The sequence below is a fragment of the Sorangium sp. So ce385 genome (assembly GCF_051474135.1).
Lineage (GTDB): Bacteria > Myxococcota_A > Polyangia > Polyangiales > Polyangiaceae > Sorangium > Sorangium cellulosum_D.
Genome location: NZ_CP150337.1, coordinates 4764029 through 4786095, shown reverse-complemented (window position 1 = coordinate 4786095; position 22067 = coordinate 4764029). Strand labels below are relative to the sequence as shown.

The following is a 22067-nucleotide window of genomic DNA, read 5'->3' as shown; positions in this document are numbered from 1 at the left end:
CGATTCGTCCAAAGCCTCTGCACCGTGGTTGCAGGGCTGACCGGCTGTGCACTTCTGATGACGGCTGCGCCCGCGGAGGCGCAGGAGATCCAGCTGACGGGCCCCCTGGCCGGTGCGCCCGCCGTGCGGAAGCTCCGGCTCCACCGTGACGGACGGTTTGAGGTCGCTCCAGGCGCGTCGTTCACGCTCCTGGACGAGTACCGGCGGACGATCATGCCGGGGCTGCGCCTCACCTACCACCTCACCGACTGGTTCGGCATCGGCGCCTGGGGCGGCTACGGGTTCCAGTACAACACCGGGCTGACGGACGAGCTCCAGCGCGTCGCGATCGACAACCGCGGCTGCGCCGACCGGCCGTTCACGAAGGCGTGCCAGCTGACCAGGGTCAACCTGACGCGGGGCGACCTCACCGAGGACCAGCTCGCCCAGATCCAGTGGGTCGCGGCGCCGCAGGTCACGGTCGTGCCGTTCCGCGGCAAGCTGGCGCTGTTCGCCGAGCTCTTCGTGGACACCGACGTGAACTTCTTCGCCGGCGTCGCGGCGATCGGGGTCAAGGAGCGCAAGCAGTGCACCACCAACTGCGCCCAAACCTTCGGCCTCGAGAGCCGCATGGCCATCGCGCCGACGTTCGGCCTCGGCTTGAATTTCTACCCGTCGGACTTCCTCGGCTTCGGCGCGGAGTGGCGCGCCCTGCCCTTCGAGTGGAATACTTCGGGCTTCGACAACCACGGGCTAGGTACGGATGAGGCGTTCCCCGACACCAAGGTGGACGACAAGGATCGCGAATTCCACTTCACCAGCATGGTCACCGTGAGCTTGAGCATCCAATTCCCCACCGCCATCAAGACGACGGAGTAGACGGCTTCGCCGGCTCGGTCACCCGAGCCGCCCCGCCCGGGGTAACCCGGGCGGGAAGCGTCCAATGCCGGGAGCAGCAGGCTCGGCCCTCGGCAGTGGAGCCCGGCGAAGACCGCCGGGCAGCTCGGACCGCGGCGGCGGGACAGCCACCAGAGGTCAGCGTTGGGTATTTTCGATTTTCTCCGCAAAAGCAACCCTCCGGCCGGAGGTGTACCCTCCGACAACAAGAAGGTGGCCGGGCCGGCCAAGGTCGTCGCGGACAAGCGCGCTCAGACCTACGACCGCCTCGACGCCATCCAGACGCTCGCGGCGATGAAGAACGCCGACGCAGCGGCGGCGCTCGTCAGGCGCTTCACGTTCTCGATCGACCCCTCGATCACGGATCAGGAAGAGAAAGATCTGGCGTTCCGGGGCATCGTCGACGCGGGCAAGGATGCGGTGCCAGCCGTGGTCGAGTTCTGCCTCAAGGCGGAGACCCTCACCTGGCCGCTCAAGGTCCTGCGGGCGCTGCTCGAGGACGACGACTACCGTGCCGAGCTCGTCCGGCTGCTCGATCGGTGCGACACGGAGTATGCGCGCAACATCGAGCCGAAGCAGCAGATCATCATCGCGCTCGGCGAGATCAAGGGCGACGACGTGCGGGTCGCGGTGGAGCGGTTCCTCGACGACGTGAACGAGACGGTCCGGTTCCACGCCGTGCAGACCATCTTCGCTCAGGGCGACGAGGCGAGCGTGCCGGCGCTGGTGAAGATGCTCGCGAGCGAAGAGTCGGTCCGGGTGAAGAACAAGGTGGCCGAGGGGCTGATGACCCGCGGCTGGACGGTGCCCGCGGAGCTGCGGGGCGGCGCGAACCAGGCGCTCCAGGACTCGAACGGCTTCAGCGTCGGCGCGGACGGCAAGCTCCGGAAGGGCGCTGGATACGGCTGAACGGCCCGCTTTTGCGACAAAGCTGTTCGCCCTGCGATCGGGTTGACAGCGTTGCCGCGCGTGGACGAAACTCCGCGCCATGCTTGTTCAGCCCTCGGCGGCAGCTGAGCGCAGAGGTCGCGTAGAGCGGCCCGCAGCAGCGGAAAGCGAGCGCAGAGTCCGTGATTGAGCACCGCTCGTCGATGGCGGAGCTCCCGTCACGACGTCGTGAGCCATGCCCCTGCTCCGGCGAGGCGCGTCGAGGAGCGCGCGAGCGGCGAGCGCGGCGCTCCTCGACGCTGCGCGCGATGGCCGCGGCCAGCCTCCTGCCGTTCGCGCTCGCCCCGCGCGCCGCCGCGGCAGCCGACTTCGAGGTCCAGTCGACCACCGGCGTCCAGGCCTACGAGGTCGCGAGCCCCTGGGGCGCCACGAACATCGAGCGACGGCGTCTCCTCCAGACGCTGGGGCTCGCCGTCTACAACATCCAGGGCGACTCGATGCCAGGCGCGGCCGACTACTCGGCGACCGTGCGGCTCCGGCTCGACGCGGACTTCGGGGTGAACGGCCACCTCGAGGGCGCGCAGCAGGGCGGCGAGACGGACTACAGCGTCGCCGGCGGCTCGCGTTACATCCCGGGGCTGCGCGAGGCGCCGCTCGATCTGATGTACGCGTACTTCGAGGGGCGGAACGTCGCCAGCGGGTGGCTCGGCTTCCGGGTCGGCCGCCAGTACGTGAGCGACGTGCTCGGATGGTGGTCGTTCGACGGCGCGCTCCTCCGGGTCACAACGCCCTACTACGTCCAGATCGAGGCGTACGGCGGCCTCGAGCAGCGCGGCGGCCTGCCGCTCTCGACGTCGCGCTTCGAGGCGCAAGGGATGTGGCGCGGCAGCCACCGGGGCTTCGGCGACGACCGGACGCTGCCCGGGAGCGCGGCCGACTACCCGGCGTTCCAGGAGGCGCAGATCGCCCCGGCGTTCGGCGTCGCGCTGGAGAGCGCCGGTCCGAGCTTCCTCCACGGCCGGCTGACCTACCGGCGCGTCTACAACACGGGGACCGCGATCACCCAGCAGTTCCCGGATGCGGACGGGGACGTCCAGACGACCGACGGGTCGCGCATCTCGCAAGAGCGGCTCGGGTACGCGGCCGACGTCAACGTGCCGAACCTCGGCGGGCTCAAGGGCGGGGTGACATACGACCTCTACAGCGAGCGCGTCGGCTCGTTCTACGGCGGCCTCGAGGTGTACGCGGGCAGCCGCGTCACGCTGGGCGCGGACGTCGACTACTTCGTTCCGACCTTCGACGCCGACTCGATCTGGAACTGGTTCACCCACGCGCCCATCACCACGATCACCGGGCGGGCCGCGGTCGACATCACCCGCGAGGTCGATCTCGCCGCCTGGGGCGGCACGCGGATGTGGATGTCCGAAGGGAACCCGGAGGAGTTCGGCGCCGGCCAGTGCGATGTCGTGCGGCTCGGGCCGGAGTGCGTCGGGACGACGACGCTCGATCCGAGCGCCCTGGAGAAGTACACGCGCGACGAGGATCACCGCGCCACGACGATGACGACCGACGTGCTCGCGAACCTCGCGAGCCGCTACCGCACGCGGACGTCGTCGGTCGAGCTCCGCGGGATGCTGCAGACCGGGGAGCGCGGGCGCCGGACAGGCGCCGATCTATCGGGCGAGAAGCGGCTGCACGGGCAGCGCTACGCGCTCGGGGCGCGGGTGTCACTGTACAACTGGGCGGATCCGCTCCGGCCGGACCGGGACGCGACGTCGTTCGGGTACGTCCTTGGGGCCGGGTACCGGCCGGGCGAGTTCGCAGACTTCAAGCTCGAGTGGGAGCACGACATGAACCGGCTGGTGGGCCAGCGCTTCCGCGTCGTCGGCCTCGTGAACCTTCGGGTGGCGCCGTGAGCGAGGAACGCATGGACGCAACACAGGACGGCCCGCGCCGCGCGCGGCGGGACCACCCGAGGCTCGTCCCGGGGTGGGTCGCGATCGTCGCGTGCCTGGGCGCGCTGGCGCTCGCGATCGTGGGCCCCGAGGCGGCCGCCCAGCCGAAGCCGCCGGCGACCGCAGAAGACGACGGCGCCGACGCGGCCGAGGACGCGGAGGAAGGCGACGCCGAGGAGGGAAAGGCCGCGCAGCCGCCGCCGGGCGGGTACAAGTCGGGCCTCCACCCGATGCCCGACGACGCGGAGGTGCCGCTCGCCTGGATGCCGCCCGGGACGAGCGCGACGCCGATCCCGAGCGACGAGATCTACCCGCCGCAGACGCTGACGATCCGCTTCAACCACAAGAAGCACGTCAAGGGGCTCAAGCAGACGTGCAAGTCGTGCCACGCGGGGGCCTACACGAGCGGCACGGTCACGGACCGGCTGCTGCCGAGCCCGGCGCAGACCTGCGACAACTGCCACGACGTCGATCACTCCGACCTCACCCAGGTGAAGGCGGGGACGAACGAGAACGGACAGTGCGTCTACTGCCACATCGGCGAAGACGCGGGCAGCGGCGGAAAGGTGGCGCCGCTCGTGCTGCCGCACGCGAACCTCCGGTTCCCGCACCAGAAGCACGTGAGCCGGAACATCAAGTGCAGCCAGTGCCACGGCCGGGTCGATCGCCTCGAGCTCGCCACGCGCGAGCAGCTGCCGCGCATGGCGGGCTGCTTCTCGTGCCACAACATGAGCGGCGCGGCCCAGGGCGACGCGAAGAGCGACTGCGACGTGTGCCACCTGACGCGCCCCGACGGGCGGCTCGTGACCGCGTTCGCCACGGGCGATCTGCTGCCGCCGCGGTGGCTGCACAACGCGGGGCACACCCCCGACTGGCTCGAGCGGCACAAGCAGATCGCCGCGAACGACAGCGCCTTCTGCGGGACGTGCCACAGTGAGAACTACTGCACCGACTGCCATGACGGGAAGATCCGTCCGCGCAACGTCCACCCGAACGACTTCCTCTCGATGCACGCGCAGGCGGCCCGGCAGGACAATCCGCGCTGCGTGAGCTGCCATCAGGAGCAGACGTTCTGTGCGGACTGCCACCGCCGGACGGGCGTGGCGCGCGAGGCGCCGAGCGCCGCTCGGCCCGCAGGGCGCCGCTTCCACCCCCCGCCGGCCGAGTGGACCACCGCGCCGCGCGGCGCGAAGCACCACGCCTGGGAAGCAGAGCGAAACCTGAATGCGTGCGTTTCCTGCCACACCGAGCGGGACTGCGCGACCTGCCACGCGACCCGGGGGATCTCGGGCGGGCAAGGGGTGAACCCGCATCCGATCGGGTTCGACGAGACCAATTGCAAGACCGCGTTCTCCCGGAACCCGCGCCCGTGCCTGGTGTGCCATCAGTCGAGCGACAGGTCCCTGCGGGGTTGCCAGTGAAAAGTCAAAATCGGTCAGTATATTCCTTGCCCTGGCCTTCCGGCGACGGGTATAGCGAAGTGCGCGCGGCTTCCCTAACGATCGCCGCGAACGCCAAGGAGAACGGGCGTGAAGGAGCTGATCAAGTACCTGATCGACAACCTCTATCTCGATTTCCAGGGGGAAATCACGCTGGAGACAGTGCGGGGCTTCCTCCGCGAGGACGACGGACGGGAGGCGCGGCAACTTTTGTCGAAGCTCATCGAGGAGAAAGGGGTCGACGACATGCTGATCACGCTGGCCGACTGTCTCAAGGAACACATCCAGAGCGGGGTGAACGAGAAGGTCGTCCGCGAGCAGCTCTCGCTCTACGCCGAAAGCTGAGCAGGCTGGCCCGAGCGGCGCGCCTCGCTCCCCTCCCCCTCTGCTTGCACGCAGCCCTCGCGACGGCCGGCTGCGACGTGGGGGAAGCATCGTACCAGCCGATCGACGCACCCCCTGTCCACCTGATCGAGGCGCGGGCCACGACCGGCCTCGACCAGAACTACCAGCCCGTCCGCACCCCGCTCGCTCCGGACGGCAGCACCCTGGTGCTGTCGACCGCGAGCTTCGTGCTGAAATTCGATCGCTTCCTGCTGCCCGGCTCGGTGAGCGGCGCGGTGGGGCCCGAGTCGCTGTGCGTCTCGGGCGATCTCGCGAAGCAGGTCCGGACGTACGCGGATTGCGTCAACCCGATCCCGCTGGCGCCGACGTACAACCCCGTCCAGCGGGAGGTCATCTTCCGCCAGATCGAAGGCACGCCAGGGCTCGTCCCGGGGACGCGGTACGTGCTCTGGGTCCTCGGGCCGGTGGACGACGCGGCGCCGTCGGGCATCCGCGCGTTCGACGGCGCGCCCCTGGCCGAGAGCCACCGCGTCGAGTTCACCGTCGCGGCGACCAACCCGCCCCAGGCGATGCCGGAGCGCCAGCCGAGCGGCGACTTCTACTGCCAGCAGGACCTGGAGTGCATCGGGCGCACGCCAGAGTGCCAGGGCGAGCCTCCGGCCGATCCGACGTGCTTCCCCTGCGTGAAGGGCGCCGCGAGGCTCCTCAACGCCTGCGCGGGGTGCCACAGCGACGCGAACGCCGCCGCGGGGCTGAACCTGAGCGTGGCCTCGCTCGATCCGGCCGTGCAGCAGTTCAGGTACAACCGGCTCGAGCCGCTCTACGACACCGCGATCGGGCACGCCGCGCACCAGACCCAGATGGGCGAGCGCGCGCACGTGGGGGAGAAGACCCCGGAGCGCTTCGGCAGGGCCATGCCGCTCATCGACCCGGGAAACCCGGGGAACAGCTACCTCCTCTACAAGATCATCGTCGGGCAGAGCGCGGTCGACCCCTCCCTGCCCGCCGACCAGGCCGAGCGGCTCCGCGAGGAGATCGAGCGGCTGCGCGCCGCGTTCGTCATGGGGCTGCCCATGCCGCCCCCGGGCTCCCCCGCCTCGTTCTGGTTCCACCCCCAGATGTCGCCCGACCAGGAGGTCACGATGTACGTGGACGGGATGGATATCCTGTCCGCGTGGATCCTCGACGGCGCCGCGCCGCGCGACTGCTCCGTTCCGCTCCCGCCCTGACGCGCCGGCGCGCCGTCACATCACGCGATTCCGCCCGCCCTTCTTCGCGTGGTAGAGCCGTTCATCGGCGCGGCGGTAGAGCTCCATGGGCGAGACCGGCGCGTCCGGTGTGATGCCGGCGACGCCGAAGCTCGCGGTGACGGCGATCTCGCCGTCCTCGAAGCGGAACGGCGTGCGCTCCACGAGCGCGCGCAGCTTCTCGGCGACGTGGCGCGCGCTCTCGACGGGGATCTCCGGGACGAGCAGCGCGAACTCCTCGCCGCCGACGCGCGCGAGGACGTCGTCGCGGCGGACGTTCGCGGCGGCGAGCGCGGCCATCTGGCGGAGCACGGCGTCGCCCGTGAGGTGCCCCCGCGTGTCGTTGATGCTCTTGAAGTGATCGATGTCGAACATGATGAGCGCGAGGTGGCGATGGTAGCGGCAAGCCCGCGACACCTCGCGCTCGAGCGCGACCTCGAAAGAGCGCTTGTTGTGGACCTGCGTCAGCCCGTCGAAGGTCATCAGGCGGTAGATCTCTTCGTGGTACGAGAGCTCGACGTTCCCCCCCTGGATGAACTTGAAGATCGTCCGCCCGATCTTGACCTGATCGCCGTCCTTGAGGGCGCGCTCGTCGATCGAGACGTCGTTCACGTAGGTGCCGTTGGTCGAGCCGAGATCGCGGACGACGTAGCCCATCCCGTTCCAGGAGATGCGCGCGTGCCGGCGGCTCACCGCCTCGTCGTCGAGGGGGATGTCGGTCTGGATCGCGCGCCCGCACTCGATCGAGCCCGTGCCGAGCGCGATGCGGCGCCCGAGCTCCGTGCCGTAGATCACGACCAGGCACGCGGTGCCGGGCTCCACCGGGAGCGCCGGCGGGGCGATGGACGTGCAGGTGACGAGCGTCTGCCGATGATCGTTCTCTTGCTTCGCCACGCTAGAGGACCCAAGTACACCAGAGCCGGCGTTCCGGAGCAACGCACGTCGCGCGTCGGACATGGTAGGCTTCGACCATGAAACGCTGCGGTTTCGCGCAGATGTGGGCCGCCGCCGCGGCGGCCGCCGCGCTCTCCTCTCCCCTGACCGGGTGTGGTCAGAGCGCGCCCCCGGTCGACGAGAGCGACGCTTCGACGCAGCAGCCCGAGACCATCACGCTCTCCCCGGGCGCCGCGCCGCTCCCGGGCGAGGCCGAGTGCAGGGTCGTCGTCCAGACGGGGATCCGCGTGGCCTCCGCGCAGCACGTGCCGCAGTGCACGCCCGTCCAGTACGACACCAACCCGCCGAGCGGCGGAGATCACTGGGGCATCTGGGCCGAGTTCAAGCGCTACAAGGCGGAGGTCCCGCGGGAGATCTACGTGCACAACCTCGAGCACGGCGCGATCGTCCTCGCCTACCGGTGCCCGTCGTCCGGCTGCGCCGAGGTGGAGGCGATGCTCGAGGAGGTGCGGACCGAGGCCGCTTCGGATCCGAAGTGCCTCACGCTCTCCGGAGGGCCCGAGGCGCGCCTCGTGATGACGCCCGACAGCGCGCTCGACACCCCCATCGCCGCCGCGGCCTGGGGCGCCACCTACACCGCGACGTGCCTCGACAAGCCGTCGCTCGCGCGCTTCGTGGCGGAACACTACGGCAAGGGCCCGGAAGACACGTGCAGCAGCGCGGCCGCCGTCGACGTCGATCAGCCAGCGGGGGGCGCGCCGAGCTGCGGTGACGCGCCGCCCGACGCAGGCGCGGGCGACGCGGCCGACGGCGGCCCGCCGGGGCCGTAACCAGGTTGACAGGTGCCTCGCCGCCCAGGAGCATTCCCGGGATGAGCGAGCCGTCGACCGTGACACCTCGGTTGGCAGAGCGCTTCCGGCTGCTGGATCTCGCGGGGTCGGGCGGGTCGGCCGAGGTCTGGAGGGCGGTCGACCAGGAGCGCGGCGGCGTGGTGGCGCTCAAGATCGAGCGGCAGGGCCTCGGCGCGCCCGCGGAGGAGCGCGCCGCCGCGCGGCGGGCGCTCGCCCGCGAGGCGCTGCACGCGGCGCTCGCGCTCTCGCCGCGGCTGCCGGAGCTCGTCGACGTCGGCTGGCTCTCGGCGCGCGCCGGCGCCGCGCGCGTCGAGGGCGCCCCCGGCGCCGAGGGGCGCGCGTTCGTGGCGATGCGCTGGTTCGAGGGGCGATCCGTCGCGGAGGCCGTGCGCGGCCTGCCCCAGGGCGAGCGCGCGGCGCTCTCGCTCGCGGTCGCGCGCGACGCGGGCGAGGCGCTCGGCGATCTGCACGGCATCGGCCTCGCCCACGGGGATCTCAAGCCGGAGAACCTGATCCTGACGCCGGAGGGGCGGATCGGGATGATCGACCTGGGGCTCGCCTGCTCGATCCACGAGACCTCCGTGGACGGGGCGACGCTCAGGTACCTCGCGCGCCACGACGCGGAGCTCGGGGACGCGCGGGCGAGGGATCTGCTCGCGCTGGGGACGCTGCTCGCCGAGATCGCGCTCCCCGGCGTGGCCGCCGCGGGCGATCCCATCGAGGCGGCGCGCGCCGCGGTGGCGGCGCCGAGCGCGGCCGGGCCCGCGCTCGACGCGATCTGCAGGGCCCTCCTGTCGCCTTCACCCGGGGCGCGGCCGTCCTCGGCGTGGGTCACCGAGTCGGCCCGCGCGGCGCTCGCCGGCGCGCAGCCGGCGCGCGCCGGCCGCGATCCCGGGGCGCCGGGCGAGGAGCGCGATCGGCAGGACCGCGACGCGCGCCGCGTGCGCGCCGCCTACCTGCGCCTGCGGCGGCACGAGCTCGAGGCGGCGCTCGGGGTGCGCGACGACGTCGCCTCGTGGCTCGCGGACGCGTTCGCGGTGGTCCAGCGGGCGCGCGCGCTCGAGAGCGCGGGCGCCGTCGCGGCCCGCGCGGGCGCGCCGCAGGGCGACGGGGCGTGGCTGGGCCGGCTCGGCCCGGACCACGTCGCGCGGTGGCTCACCGCGCTCGTGGGGACCAGCGCCGCGGCGTGGCCGATGGCGACCCTCGCGGCGGCACCGGAGCGCGCGCTCGCGGACGCGCTCGTCGCCCTGGCGCGGCAGGTCCCCCCGCGGGCCTGGACGTTCGCGGACGTCGAGGCGGCCGTGCTGGGGCGCGGCGCGCGGCGGCGAGCCGCCGGGGAGGCGCGCGATAGCGGGGGCGCCGCGGCGCAGGCCACCTCCGCGGCGGAGGCGGCGGAGCTGGCGCTCGCGATCGCGCGGGTGCCGCCGGATCCGCTCGCGCTCGAGGCGATCGAGCAGCGCGACGACGCGCCCGCCAGCCTCGTCGTCGCCGCGGCGAACGCGCTCCGGCTGCGCGGCGATCTCGGGCGCGCGCGGAGCCTGATGCTGCGCGCGTCCGTGCGGGGCGCGACGGAGCCCGCGGCGCTCGCGGCCGAGGTCCTGCGGCGCGCCGGGGATCGCGCGCTCGCCGAGGAGCGCGCCCGCGCCGCCATCGAGGCCGGTGCGGACCCGGACGGGCGCGCGGCCGCGGTGCTGGCGCGCATGGCGATCGACGCGGGGGCGCTCGGCGCTGCCGAGGCGCTCGCCGGGGAGGCGGCCACCGCGCCGCTCTGCGAGGTGCGCGCGCTGATCGCGGCGCTGCGCGGGGACGCCGCGCGGGCGCTGTCCGAGGTGGCGCGCGGCGAGGCGCTCGCGAGCTCGGTCGAGGAGCTCGCGCGGATCGCCGCCGTGCGCGGGTACGCGCTGCACGCGAGCCATCCGGAGCGGGCGCACGCGTCGTTCAGCGCCGCGGTCGACTACGCCGTGCGCGCCGGGGCCGTGCTCGAGGAGGCGACCTACCGGACCGGGGAGGCGGCGGCCGCGGTGGATCTCGGCGATCTCGAGGGCGCGATCGCGACCTCGACCCGCGCGGCGCTGCTCTGGGAGCACCTCGGCCGGCCCGCTCAGGCGGCGCGCGCGCTGCTCGCGTGCGCGGCCGCCTACGCCACCGCGGGCCTCGCGCACGAGACCCGCCGGACGGCCGAGGACGCCATCGCGCGGGCCCGCGACGCGGGCGACGCGAAGGCGGAGGCCTACGCGCTCTGGGCGATCGCGGACGTGGCCGCCGCGCGCGGCGGCGACGGCGTCGCGGGCGCGGAGGCCGGCGCGCTCCAAGGCGCGCGCGCGGCGGCGGAGCGCGCGGCGGCGCTCCTCGCCGGAGGATCCGCGGACGACGCGCTCCGGGCGGCTGCGCGGCTCCTGCGCCACGGCGCGGGCGAGATCGACGCCGCCCGCGTCGAGGAGCTCGACGAGCTCGCGAGCGGCCCGGATCTCGCTGCGGCGTCGCGGCTCGACTGGTGGGGGGCGCGCGCCGCGCGCGCGCTCGCCGCGGACGACGTCGGCGGCGCCCCGGCCGAGGCCCCTCCGCAGGGCGGCGCGGCGCGCCCGGCGGCGGACGGCGGGCGCAGCGACCGCGTCCTCGCCGCGCTCGCCGCGCTCGCGGGCGCGCGGGCGCCGATCGCGTCGCGCGGCCCGGCGCTCGCGGCGGCGCACGCGCTCGCGGTCAAGGCTGGCCAGACGGACGTCGCGCACCGGGTGCTCGCGGCGCTCGCCGAGGCCGCGCGCGAGCTCTGCGGGCGCACCGCGGACGCGGGGGAGGCGGGGGCCACGGCCGGCTCGCCGGGCGCGCCGGGGCTCGCCGGCGCGGTGCGGTCGCTGCCGTGGGTGGCCCGGGCGCGGGCGCTGCCGGAGGCCGGCCTCGGGCCCGAGCAGGCGCGCGATCTGGAGGCGCTCGTCAGCGCGCTCGGCGAGCGCGAGCGCCTCGCGCCGCTGCTCGACCGGGTCGTCGACGCGCTCGTGCTCTGGACGGGGGTCGAGCGGGGGCTCCTGCTCCTGCGCGCCCCGAACGGGCGCCTCGTCCCGCGGGCGGCGCGCAACCTGGCGCGCTCGCGCCTCGGCGCCGAGCAGCTCGCGCTGTCGGAGACGCTCGCGCGCCGCGCCCTGGAGGCGCGCGAGCCGGTCGTCGCCGTCGACGCCGCGGGGGAGCTGCCGAGCGTGCACCGCAGCGTGCACGCGCTGAAGCTCCGGAGCGTGCTGGCCGTACCGCTCATCGCGCGCGGCGACGCGCTCGGCGTCGTCTACCTCGACGATCGCGTGCGCCGCGGCGCGTTCGGGGCGCAGGAGCTCCGGTGGGCGCGCACCATCGCCTCGGTCGCGGCGCTGGCGATCGCCGACGCGCGCGCGCAGGTGGAGCTGCGCCGCGCCGTGCGCCGTGCCGAGCGCGCCTCGTCGCGGCTCGCCGGGGAGCTCGCGCGGCGCGAGGCGGAGCTCGACGCGGCGGCGCTCGAGCTCGCCAGGGCGCGCGGCGGCCGGGACACGCGCTACCGGTACGACGCCATCATCGGCGAGAGCGAGGCCGTGCGCGCGATGCTGCGCCTCGTGGATCGCGTGACCGCGTCCGAGGTGCCGGTGCTCATCCACGGCGAGTCCGGCAGCGGCAAGGAGCTCGTGGCGCGGGCCATCCACCACAACGGCCCGCGCGCGGCGCGCCCGTTCGTGAGCGAGAACTGCGGCGCGATCCCGGAGGGGCTGCTCGAGTCGGCGCTCTTCGGGCACGTGCGCGGCGCGTTCACCGGCGCGGATCGGCCGCGGGCCGGGCTCTTCGAGGTGGCGGATCGAGGCACGCTGTTCCTCGACGAGATCGGCGAGATGAGCCTCGCCATGCAGACGAAGCTGCTGCGCGTGCTCGAGGACGGCCTCGTGCGGCCGCTCGGCTCGGACCGGGCGCGCAAGGTCGACGTGCGCGTCATCGCCGCGACCCACCGCGATCTGGAGGCGCTGGTCCGCGCCCGCGCCTTCCGCGAGGATCTGTTTTACCGGCTGAACATCATCACGATCCGGGTGCCGCCGCTGCGCGAGCGCGCGACGGACGTGCCGCTCATCGTCCAGCACCTCGTCGCGAAGCACGGCCGCGGCCCGGTCCGGGTCACGCGCGGGGCGATGGAGCGGCTCTCGGCCTACGGGTGGCCCGGCAACGTGCGCCAGCTGGAGAACGAGATCCGGCGGGCGATCGTGCTCTGCGACGGGACCATCGACCGAGAGCACCTGTCGCCCGAGATCGCGCACGGCGGCGGCGGGGCGCCGCGCGAGCTCGGCCTCAACGTCCGGGCGAGGATCGACGCGCTGGAGACGGAGCTCGTGCGCGACGCGCTGGAGCGCACGCGCGGGAACCAGACGCAGGCCGCCAAGCTGCTCGGGCTGTCGAGGTTCGGCCTGCAGAAGATGATCAAGCGGCTCGCCATCGAGGCGTGAGGCGAGCCCGGGCGCGTCACCGCTGCTTCACGAGGGCGCCGGCGTCGCGCAGGATCGCGGGGATCCCTTCGTCGTTCGCCTCGTAATAGCCGCGGATCACGCCCTCCTGGTCGACGAGCACCAGGCGCTCGCCGTGGAAGATGCTGAAGAGGCCCGGGCTCGTCTCCTGCTTGCCCATCGCGATCTTGAAGCCCTTGAGGATCGTCGACTCTATCTGATCGAGAGGGCCTGTCAGGAACGTCCAGCGCTCGAGCGGGAGCTTTTGCGACGCCGCGTAGGCCGCGAGCACCTCCGGCGTGTCGTTCTCCGGGTCGACGGTGAACGTCACGAGGTGCAGCGCGTCCCCGAGATCGCGCCCCTGCTGCTCGATCTCCTTCATGCGCTGCGTGAGCTTGGGGCAGACGGTCGGGCAGGTCGTGAAGATGAAGTCGGCGATCCACACCCGGCCCCGGAGCTGCTCCAGGCCGAACCGCTGGCCGCGCTGGTCCGTCAGCGCGAAGGCCGGCAGCGGGATGCGGACCGCGGGCGCCTCCGCGGCGTGGCCGCGGACCGCGCGGCCGACGAAGAACGGCGCGGCGAGCCCGATGAGCGCGACGAGCGCGACCCAGAAGAGCGGCCGCCGGGTGAGCGCCCTGCGCCGGGGCGTCGGCGCGCGGGCGCCGACGGACGGAGGCAGCTCGCTGGCCGGTTTTTCTGCGGGAGGAGCGCCGTTCGCCTGGCGCGTCGGCTCCATGGCAACCATTCGCGGACGCTTAAGGGCCGGTCCCAGGCGCGTCAAGGCGGCGGGCGCCGCTCAGGCGCCCACCATCAGCGCGGCGAAGAGGAGCACCAGGTACACCATCGAGGCGAAGAAGACCCGGCGCGCCCAGCGCGCCTTGGTGCCCGCGAGCAGGCCGCAGGCGCCCAGCGCGAAGAAGGCCCCGCCGAGGAGGACCGCGACGCCGAAGTAGACAGGGCCCGCGACGCCGAGCGGGACGAGGAGCATCGAGGCGACCATGAGCAGCGCGAGATAGCCGACGATGTGGCGCCACGTCGTGTGATCGCCCTTCTCGAGCGGCAGCACCTTGAGGCCCGCGCGCCGGTACTCGTCCTGACGGAAGAGCGAGATCGCCAGGAAATGCGGGATCTGCCAGAGAAACATGACGGCGAAGAGCAGGAACCCGGGCGCGTCGATCTGCCCGGTGACGCTCGTCCACCCGAGCAGCGGCGGGATGGCGCCGGGGATCGCGCCGATCGGCAGCGAGAGCGTCGTCTTGCGCTTGAGCGGGGTGTAGACGAGCACGTAGCTGAGCAGCGCGAGCGCGGCGAGCGCGCCGGTGACCGCGTTCACCCCGAACACCAGCAGCGGAATCGAGCTGGCCGAGAGCGCGATCCCGAACCAGAGCGCCACGTCCGGCGTGAGCCGCCGCGCCGGCAAGGGGCGGTTCCGCGTCCGCTCCATCAGCCGATCGGTGTCGCGCTCGATGTACATGTTGAGCGCATTGGCGCCCGACACGACGAGGACCGTCCCGAGCAGCGCCAGCGCGAGCTGGGTCACGGGGACCGCCGCGCGGTCGACCGCGCCCTCTCCGCCCGTCCCGGCGCGGAGGTAACGGCTCGCGACCCACATGCCGCCGAGCATCGTGGCGACCACCATCCTCGTGATGCGCGGCTTGGTGAGGCTCACCAGATCGGCCGCTACCTTGAGCAGCGGGCGCGCGCTCGCGGGGAGCGCGGAGCCGTCGCTCTCGGAAGCCTCGGCCTGGCGGATGTAACGGACCGGGGCCCGCTCCGTGGCCTGCTCGACGCTCATGGTCACGCGCGCACCTCGCCGCGGCGGCCGGCGCTCGCGCCGCGCGGCGACCGCGCGGCACCTCCAGAGACCCATGTAGGCGGGATAGCCAGGCCGGAAAACGACGTCATCGCCTGAGCGCGGGTGGCGGGTGAGAACAGCATCGGGGCCGGGAGACTAGCGCGCGCAACGCGGCTCGGGGAGTCGAGTTCGACCGTTGTCGCCGCTTCCCTTTAGGGCACGAGGGGCCGAGTGGCAACCGCCGCGACGCCCCAGCGTCTTTCTTCGCGTCGCGCGAGCCAGGGAAGCTCGCTCCCCGGCGCTGCCCGCCGCCAACCGGGCGGCCCCGGGCGCGCTCACGCCCGCCGCGAGCGCCGCCAGGGAGCTCACCAGAGGCCCTTGAGCTCGTCCTTGTTTTCCGCCGGCTCAGGCTCGGTGCCGGCGTACGTGAACGTGACCTGGGCGGGCTTGTCGTCCGCGACCGTGACGTCGGCCGTCTTGAGGCCATAGCGGGGGTGCCACGCCTCGAGCTTGTACTTGCCGGCAGGCACCTTCTCGATCGCGAAGGATCCGTCACCGCCGCTCACCGCGAAGAACGGGTGATCCGTCACCACGACAAAGCCACGCATCCACGGGTGAATGTCGCAGGTGAGCTTGATGATGCCGTCGCTCCACGACTTCGTGAGCGGGTCCGCGCCCCGCGGCTGCGCCTGGTTGAACAGCGTCTCAGAGCCCTTGTAGGTGTGCACGTTGTGCAGCGTCCGGTCGCTGTTCTTGATGTCGACCTGCTGCCCGGAGACCACGCCCTGGATGCGCGGCTCATACATGCAGTCCTTCTGGTCGACGACGGCGTGGGCGTCGGGAGCCTTCCAGCTGCCCTGCACGCCCCCGACCGCGATGCGGACGAGGGTGTCCTTGAGCTTGCCGTCGTTGACGACGACAGCGTTGTGCACGACGTCCTTCTCCTGGCAGACCGGGGCGTCCTTGCGCGCGGCCGGGACCTTCATCTCGACCGGCTTGCCGGTGAGCTTGACGACCCCCTTGATCGTCCCCTTGGCTTCGGGCGTGGGCGGCACGGGCGGCGCGGCCGCCTGTTCTGTCGCCTTCGGCGCCTCGGGCGCGTTGGGCGGCGCGCTGGGCTTCTCGGCCGAGGCCACGGGCGGGGCCGCGCTCGACGTCGCCGCCGCGCCGCCGGCGGGCCGCGAGGGCTCCTCGGGGCACCCGGCGCCGAGCGTCAGCGCGGCGAGCGCGAGGGTGGACAGCGAGACGAGATCGCGACGATGCATGAGGACTCTCCCGTGCCCACGGCGCGCCACGCGAGCCTGGGCCGCGCCCCGCGCGGCCCGGTGAGCGGGAGAGACCGGCGGGACCGGACGGCTCCCGCGCCGTCCCGGCGGCGAGCATCAGGTGGAACGCTGCGCGCGGATCCCCGCGCGGCGAGGGCGTGCTTAACGAGTGTCGTCGCTCGCGTCAACCGGACGCGCCCCCGGTCGCGTCCGGCTTCCCGGCGCCCGGGAGCGCGCTCGAGGGGCGCTCGCGCTCGGTCGCGAGCACGGCCGCCCAGAAGCCGCGCTCGTCGCGCGCGGCGAGCGCGACGCACAGGGCGGCGATCACCAGCGACAGCGCCCCGAGCGGCACCTCGGGGGCGCTGCGCGCGACGAGCAGCAGCGCCAGCGCGCCGCCGAGCGCGGGCAGCCGCGGCGGCGCGATGAGCGCGAGCGCGACGACCACCACCGCGAGCGCGGCGGCGAAGAGCTGCATCGAGAGCGGCACGACCGGCGCGGGGCGCGTGAGCAGCCGGTCGAGCGCGCGGCGGAAGAGCGCCTCGACCACGGACGCGTCGTCGGAGGCGCCCGCGAGCGCCGCCCGGGTCGCGAGCAGCGCCGAGGCGAGCGCCGCGAGCGAGAGCGGGCTGACGAGGCGCGGCCGCGGCGGCTCGGCCTCGCGCGGGCGCGCCTCGCGGCCAGCGCCGAGCGCGACCGTCGCCACGAGGACGGCCAGCGCGTCGAGCGCGAACGCGGCCGTCGCCACCGAGCTGGTCGCGCCGGCGAGCGCCTTCGAGCCGCGGTCGTTCGCCCAGACGGCGAGGAGGACGCCGGTGAGCCGCACGAGCGCGGAGGCGCCGACGAGCCCGAGCGCGGCCGCGACGGGCCGCATGAACGGGACGCGGAGCGCCTCCCAGGCGCTGCCGACGGCGAGGATCGCCGCGCTCACGCCGATCAGCGCGGCGGAGAGATCGGGCACGCGCTGCACGGTCGCGTGCAGGACGACGAGGATGACGAAGCTGCCCGCCACGATCGCGGCGATCCGCAGCGCGTACGGGACGCGGCTCCGCACGACCGCGCCGATCAGCGCCATCGCGGTGACGATCGCGCCGATCGCGAACAGCTGCGAGGCGCCGGCGCCGGCGAGCTCGACGGTGTGCGCGGCGCGCTCGATGCCCACCGCGAGGCCGACCATCGCGGGCGCGAGCATGCGGCCGAGGATCATCGCGAGCAGGGCGAGGACGGCGAGCGGCCGGATCAGCCGGAGCACGGGCAGGCCGGCGAGCGGCGGCCGCTCGGCGGACGACGCGCGCCCTTCGGCCGGCGCGGCGGACGACGCGCGCCCTTCGGCCGGCTCGGCGGACGACGCGCGCTCTTCGGCCGGCGCGGCCGACGGCGCGCGCCCTTCAGCGCGCTCGGCGGACGACGCGCGCCCTTCGGCGGGCGGGGCGTCGCCGCCCTCCTCGCGGCGGGGCGAGGGCGCGGGGTCCGGTGCGGCGGAGGGAGGAGGGGCTTCGGGGGGAAGATCGATGTTGAGGAGCATTGAAAAAGAGGGCCCGTCGCTCAGCCCTTGTCCCAGGCGCGGGGGGCGTCCAGATCGGTGAAGACCGCGGCGGTCGCCGAGGCGTCGATCAGGTCCTGCATCCGCTGGCCGCCGGCCTCCTCGACGATGCGGTCGTCGTACTCGTCCGCGAGCACCGACAGATCTCGGAGGGCGACCAGGATCTCCTCGGCGTCGAGCGTCTCGCCGCCGAGGAGCGTGTGCACGATGACCACACAGGAGCCCTGCGCGACGTAGCCGAACGCGCCGAAGCGGATGCGCGCGTTCAGGCGGAGCAGCTTCATCGCGAGATCCGGCGTCATCTCGACGCCGCGGGCGAGCTGCGCCACGAGCCGCACGAGCGCGCGATCCGGCGCCCAGGGCAGGACGTGCAGGTAGACGTACGCGGTCCCCTGGCGGACCACATAGAAATGCGGCTCGATCCGGGTGAACGCCGGAGAATCCGCGAGCGCCGCCTCGATGCGCGCGTTGGTCACTTGAACGGCCGCGTCGGAATCCTTCGACATGCCGCCGAGGATACATCGCCGCGGTCCCGGTGCAGAGCCGGGACCTAACGACGGAGCGGAAGCAGCGGCCCAGGTGGCGCCAGCGTCTTCTCGTCGCCCGGGACGGGACGCGGCGCCCTGCGCACCGGCGCCGGCTCGGCCGGGGCGGCGTCGGACGCCGCCTTCAGCAGGAAGGGGCGGGCGTTGCGGGTGGAGCACGCGTCGTACGGATCCCTGTGGAACTCCCAGTGCAAGTACACATTGCCGTCGGGTGAGACGATCGCGTCCGGCGCCTTTCCGAACGGTGACGCGCGGTGCACCGAGTTGAGCGCGACCATGTCGAACGCCGTCATGCCGCTCGGCTTCGTGACCCCGAGGCGCACGATGCTGCCGCTGTCCTTGTTCAGCACGATCTCCACGTGCGTGACCCGGTTCTGGTTGAACGCGTGCCCCGAGGGCAGGCTCTCGAGCGACGCCAGGAACTCCTCCGCGAAGATCGGGTGGAGCCGGTTGTGGATCATGTTGATGTACGTCGCGAACGGCACCCGCGCGGCGTTGAGGGACGTCTGGTTGCCGGGCTTGACCGAGGGGTCGTAGTTCTCGATCGCGGCGCGCCACTTCTTCCACTTGTCCGTCGTCTCCCACGAGCCCCGGTGCGCGCTCTTGCGAGACGCGCCGTCCGAGGCCCGTTCCGCCCTGAGCTTCTCGTTGCCCACGGCCGCCTGCACGCCGGCCATGTTCAGGTTGAGGTTGGGGCCGCCGGGCAGCCCTGGCGCGCCGAGGCCGATCGAGCCGACGCGGACCGGGCTCTCATAGGGCTGCGGCGTCGCCTTCTTCCCGGCGACGCGGCTCTTGCCGTCGCCGCCCGGGTTCGCCGGATTGAGGGTGTAGCCCCCGCGCGAGCCGTCGACGACCTCGGGCGACGCCGGGCCCGAGCCGCCCGCGGCGCCCCTCTCCGGCGCAGGCGCGGCGGGCGCCTGCGCCACGCGGCCGCCGCCGGTCGCGCCCGGGACGCTCTGCGGCGGCGCCGCCCGAGGCGCCTGCGCGGCCTGCGCCGGGGACGGTGGGCTGTGGTGCTCCGCGCTCTCGCTGTCGGGGCTCTTCTCGCCGGGCGCGTGCTGCTCGTTGCCGGCGCGCTCCTCGCTGTGGGCGCTGTGATCGTGGTCGCTGTCGCCGACCTTGTCCGCCGGCCCGCGCGGGCCGGTCGGGCTCCCGGGCGTGGGCGTGGGATCGTCCTGATCCTTCGAGCGGATCTGCGCCATGGTCTCCTCGGCGACCTTGTTGGCGTCGTCCGCGATCCGGTTCGCCTCGGGGTTGTCTTCCTGGTTCTTCTCGACGTGCTGGCGGACGGCGATCCTCCGATCCGCCGGGAGCGGCGGCGGCGGCGGCGCGGGCTGGACCGGCACGACCCTGGCCACCTCTTCCTTGGGCGGCTCCGGCTTCTTGGGAGGCGCCTTCGCCTGGCGCGGCGGCTCCGCCTTCGGCGGCTTCCGCGGCGTCGTCTCCGCCTTGGTCGGCTCGGGCTTCTGCTGCGGCTCGGGCGGCGCGTCCTTGTCGGGCTCGCCGTCCGGCGACCGCTCCGGCGGCGCCAGCGGGGCGGGAGGCGGCGTCGCCGCCACGCCGTCGGTCAGCACCTCGAACGTCGTGTCGGCCGGGCGGAGGCCCTCCCGCACCGCGTGGACCATCCGGCGGAGCTGCGCCCGATCCTCGATGACCTGCGCCACCTCGACCGCGCCCCCGCCACCCGCCATGTGCGCCACGATCGCCGCGCAGACCCACAGGGCGAGCGGGATGTGGGCGGCGTCGCGCGACATGGTCGCTCAGCGCCTCCGCGCCGCAGAGGCCGCACCGCGCGATGCGGCGCAGCCGGAACAGCAGCGAACGACGGTCACCGGTGGCACCTCCAGACTCCGCGTGAACGACCTGCTCGAACAGTACACCAGTACGCCGATGCGAAAAGCGCACCCAGGAAGCGCCTCGAACCTAGCATCCGGGGATCAGCACAGCAACGGTCGGCGCGCGCCGGGCGCTCGCTTCTGCCGCGTCCGCCGCCGCGCGCGCGGGCACCCCGCGCGCGCATGGGCCCGCGCCCGCCGCCCTCGGCGCCGCGCGCTCGGCGGGCGGCGCGATCAGAGCTTGTTGATCGCGTCCCAGTGCTCCGCGATCTCCTGCGCCGTCCAGATACCGCCCTCGTCCTTGAACTTTCCGGGGCTCTGAACGACCTTGTAAATGTACATCTGCGCGCCTGCGACGGCGAGGACGTTGCCGGTCCGGTCGGCGCACAGGTCGGACGCGAGGAACAGCGCCGCGGGCGCGACGTGCGCCGGCGTGAGCGTGTCGCCGGCCGACTGGAACATGGGCAGATCCTCCGTCATGCGGGTCTTGGCGATGGGCGCGACCGCGTTGACGGTGATCCGCTGCTTCTGCAGCTCGATCGCGGCGGTGCGGGTGAGCCCGTAGATGCCGGCCTTGGCAGCCGCGTAGTTGGCCTGTCCGAAGTTGCCGAGCATCCCCGAGACGCTCGTGGTGTTGACGATCCGCCCTCCCTCACCCTGCCCGACCATCTGCTTCGCGGCGGCCTGCGTGCACAGGAACGTCCCCTTCAGGTGAACGGCGATGACGGCGTCCCACATCCCCTCATCCATCTTGAGGAGCGTCTTGTCGCGGAGGATCCCCGCGTTGTTCACCAGGATGTCGACCCTGCCGAACGCGTCGACGGCGGTCTTCACGATCTTCGCCGCGCCCTCGGGGGTCGCCACGTTGTCGAAGCTCGGCGCGGCCTGCCCGCCCGCGGCCCGGATCTCCTCCGCGACCTGCGCCGCCATCGCATCGCTCGAGCCCGACCCGTCGCGCGCGCCGCCGAGATCGTTGACGACGACCTTCGCGCCCTCCCGGGCGAAGAGCAGCGCCTCCTCGCGGCCGATCCCGCCGCCGGCGCCCGTGATGATCGCGACCTTCCCGTCGAGCAAGCCCATCGCAGAGTCCTCCTGATCCGCGCGCCGGCGCGCCGCGCCGGGCCGATTTCGCGCGGAGCTTCGCACAGCGGGCCGCGACCTGGGCGCACATTCGTGCGCGCCGGCGGACGGGCGCGGGCGGCGCGACCTGAACGCGCGCGAGCGGACCCTTCCGGCGGCGCCGCCTACCTACCCGCCTATCCGCGCGCGAACGTCGGCCGCCTGCCCGCGCCGCGCCGCTTCTTTGCCCGATCGCGGGCGGCGATGATAACGCCGCGATCGCGATGCAACTGCCCAGCCGCCTTTCCACGTCGACCCTGGGAGACCTGCTCGGCGCGCTCTACCGCGAGAGGACCACCGGGCTCCTGGAGCTCTGCGAGCTCCGGACGCCGAGCGGCTCCACGGTGCCCGGCCGGCAGCACAGGATCCAGCTCTTCTCCGGCCTGGTGACGGCCGTCGAGACGCCGCTCCGGGTGCCGCGGCTCGGCGAGATCCTCGCGCAGGAGGGCTCGGCGCCCGAGCCGTCGATCCAGCGGCTCGCCGCGCTCGTCGCCGCGCACCGGGGGCGCCGGACCGGCGAGGTGCTCGTGGCCGCGGGGCTCATCCCCGAGAGCGCGGTCGAGCGCGCGCTCCGGATCCAGCTCCGCGCCCGCCTCGAGGCGCTCTTCGCCATCGAGGAGGCGACCATCTGCTTCCACACGGCGAGGCCGCTCGCCGCATCGCTGCGGCAGACCGGCCCGCTCTCGCCGAGCGACTTCCTCCACGGCCGCCCGCGCGCGCGGGATCGCTACCGGCGCGCCGCGCGCGGCGGGGCGTCGAGCGGCGCATCGTCATCGAGCGCGCCCCCGCGCGGCGGGCCGTCGAGCGCGCCGCGCGCCGCCCGGGTGGACGAGCCGCGCCGCCGGGCCCTCGAGGTGCTCGGCCTGCGCGAGGGCGCGACCGAGGCCGAGATCCGCCGCAGCTTCCGCCGCCTCGCCGCGGTCCTGCACCCCGACCGGGGCGCGTCGCAGCCCGCCGAGCGCGCGCATCGCACCGCGCGGTTCGCCGAGCTCTCGGCCGCCTACCACTTGCTCGTCGCCTGATCGCCG

General features: G+C 73.7%; 17 protein-coding genes. 9 read left to right on the top strand and 8 right to left on the bottom strand.

Features of this window, described 5'->3' with window-relative positions; translation table 11 throughout:
• Positions 1-57: 57 nt before the first annotated feature.
• The 6 genes from WME83_RS17635 to WME83_RS17610 all read left to right on the top strand — a co-directional run bounded on the left by WME83_RS17635 (position 58) and on the right by WME83_RS17610 (position 6732).
• On the top strand, positions 58-858 hold the full coding sequence (locus WME83_RS17635; protein ID WP_437320444.1) for a hypothetical protein: 801 nt from the start codon (positions 58-60) through the stop codon (positions 856-858).
• A 162-nt stretch (positions 859-1020) separates the two neighbouring features.
• Positions 1021-1785: a HEAT repeat domain-containing protein gene (locus WME83_RS17630; RefSeq protein ID WP_437320443.1), complete on the top strand. Its 765-nt coding sequence runs from the start codon at positions 1021-1023 to the stop codon at positions 1783-1785.
• Positions 1786-2072: 287 nt separating this feature from the next.
• Positions 2073-3680, top strand: a complete 1608-nt coding sequence (locus WME83_RS17625) for a hypothetical protein (protein WP_437320442.1) — start codon at positions 2073-2075, stop codon at positions 3678-3680.
• A gap of 11 nt (positions 3681-3691) precedes the next feature.
• On the top strand, positions 3692-5140 hold the full coding sequence (locus WME83_RS17620; protein ID WP_437320441.1) for a cytochrome c3 family protein: 1449 nt from the start codon (positions 3692-3694) through the stop codon (positions 5138-5140).
• A gap of 108 nt (positions 5141-5248) precedes the next feature.
• Positions 5249-5503, top strand: a complete 255-nt coding sequence (locus WME83_RS17615; protein WP_020735484.1) for a hypothetical protein — start codon at positions 5249-5251, stop codon at positions 5501-5503.
• A 77-nt stretch (positions 5504-5580) separates the two neighbouring features.
• Positions 5581-6732: a hypothetical protein gene (locus WME83_RS17610; protein ID WP_437320440.1), complete on the top strand. Its 1152-nt coding sequence runs from the start codon at positions 5581-5583 to the stop codon at positions 6730-6732.
• Between the two features lie 15 nt (positions 6733-6747).
• On the opposite strand, the gene WME83_RS17605 is transcribed toward WME83_RS17610, so the two are convergent.
• Positions 6748-7644, bottom strand: a complete 897-nt coding sequence (locus WME83_RS17605) for a GGDEF domain-containing protein (RefSeq protein ID WP_020735482.1) — start codon at positions 7642-7644, stop codon at positions 6748-6750.
• A gap of 77 nt (positions 7645-7721) precedes the next feature.
• Here WME83_RS17605 and WME83_RS17600 point away from each other — a divergent pair, with 77 nt between their 5' ends.
• Positions 7722-8474, top strand: coding sequence for a DUF3105 domain-containing protein (locus WME83_RS17600; RefSeq protein ID WP_437320439.1), 753 nt, complete (start codon positions 7722-7724; stop codon positions 8472-8474).
• A 41-nt stretch (positions 8475-8515) separates the two neighbouring features.
• Positions 8516-12943, top strand: coding sequence for a sigma 54-interacting transcriptional regulator (locus WME83_RS17595; RefSeq protein ID WP_437320438.1), 4428 nt, complete (start codon positions 8516-8518; stop codon positions 12941-12943).
• A 16-nt stretch (positions 12944-12959) separates the two neighbouring features.
• On the opposite strand, the gene WME83_RS17590 is transcribed toward WME83_RS17595, so the two are convergent.
• The 7 genes from WME83_RS17590 to WME83_RS17560 form a co-directional block, all read right to left on the bottom strand.
• Positions 12960-13676: an SCO family protein gene (locus WME83_RS17590; protein WP_437320437.1), complete on the bottom strand. Its 717-nt coding sequence runs from the start codon at positions 13674-13676 to the stop codon at positions 12960-12962.
• Between the two features lie 60 nt (positions 13677-13736).
• Positions 13737-14735 (bottom strand): heme o synthase, encoded by a 999-nt coding sequence (gene cyoE, locus WME83_RS17585; protein ID WP_437322009.1) that lies wholly within the window; start codon positions 14733-14735, stop codon positions 13737-13739.
• 365 nt (positions 14736-15100) lie between these two features.
• Positions 15101-16000, bottom strand: a complete 900-nt coding sequence (locus tag WME83_RS17580; RefSeq protein ID WP_437320436.1) for a carboxypeptidase regulatory-like domain-containing protein — start codon at positions 15998-16000, stop codon at positions 15101-15103.
• A 184-nt stretch (positions 16001-16184) separates the two neighbouring features.
• Positions 16185-17522, bottom strand: a complete 1338-nt coding sequence (locus WME83_RS17575; protein WP_437320435.1) for a hypothetical protein — start codon at positions 17520-17522, stop codon at positions 16185-16187.
• A gap of 20 nt (positions 17523-17542) precedes the next feature.
• Positions 17543-18046, bottom strand: coding sequence for a T3SS (YopN, CesT) and YbjN peptide-binding chaperone 1 (locus tag WME83_RS17570; protein WP_437320434.1), 504 nt, complete (start codon positions 18044-18046; stop codon positions 17543-17545).
• Between the two features lie 44 nt (positions 18047-18090).
• Complete coding sequence (locus tag WME83_RS17565; protein WP_437320433.1) at positions 18091-19839, bottom strand: hypothetical protein; 1749 nt, start codon at positions 19837-19839, stop codon at positions 18091-18093.
• A gap of 315 nt (positions 19840-20154) precedes the next feature.
• The gene (locus WME83_RS17560; RefSeq protein ID WP_437320432.1) at positions 20155-21000 is read right to left on the bottom strand and encodes an SDR family NAD(P)-dependent oxidoreductase; all 846 of its coding nucleotides are present in this window, start codon (positions 20998-21000) and stop codon (positions 20155-20157) included.
• A gap of 263 nt (positions 21001-21263) precedes the next feature.
• Between WME83_RS17560 and WME83_RS17555 the strand changes: the two genes are divergently transcribed.
• On the top strand, positions 21264-22061 hold the full coding sequence (locus WME83_RS17555; RefSeq protein ID WP_437320431.1) for a J domain-containing protein: 798 nt from the start codon (positions 21264-21266) through the stop codon (positions 22059-22061).
• The last annotated feature ends 6 nt before the right edge of the window (positions 22062-22067 follow it).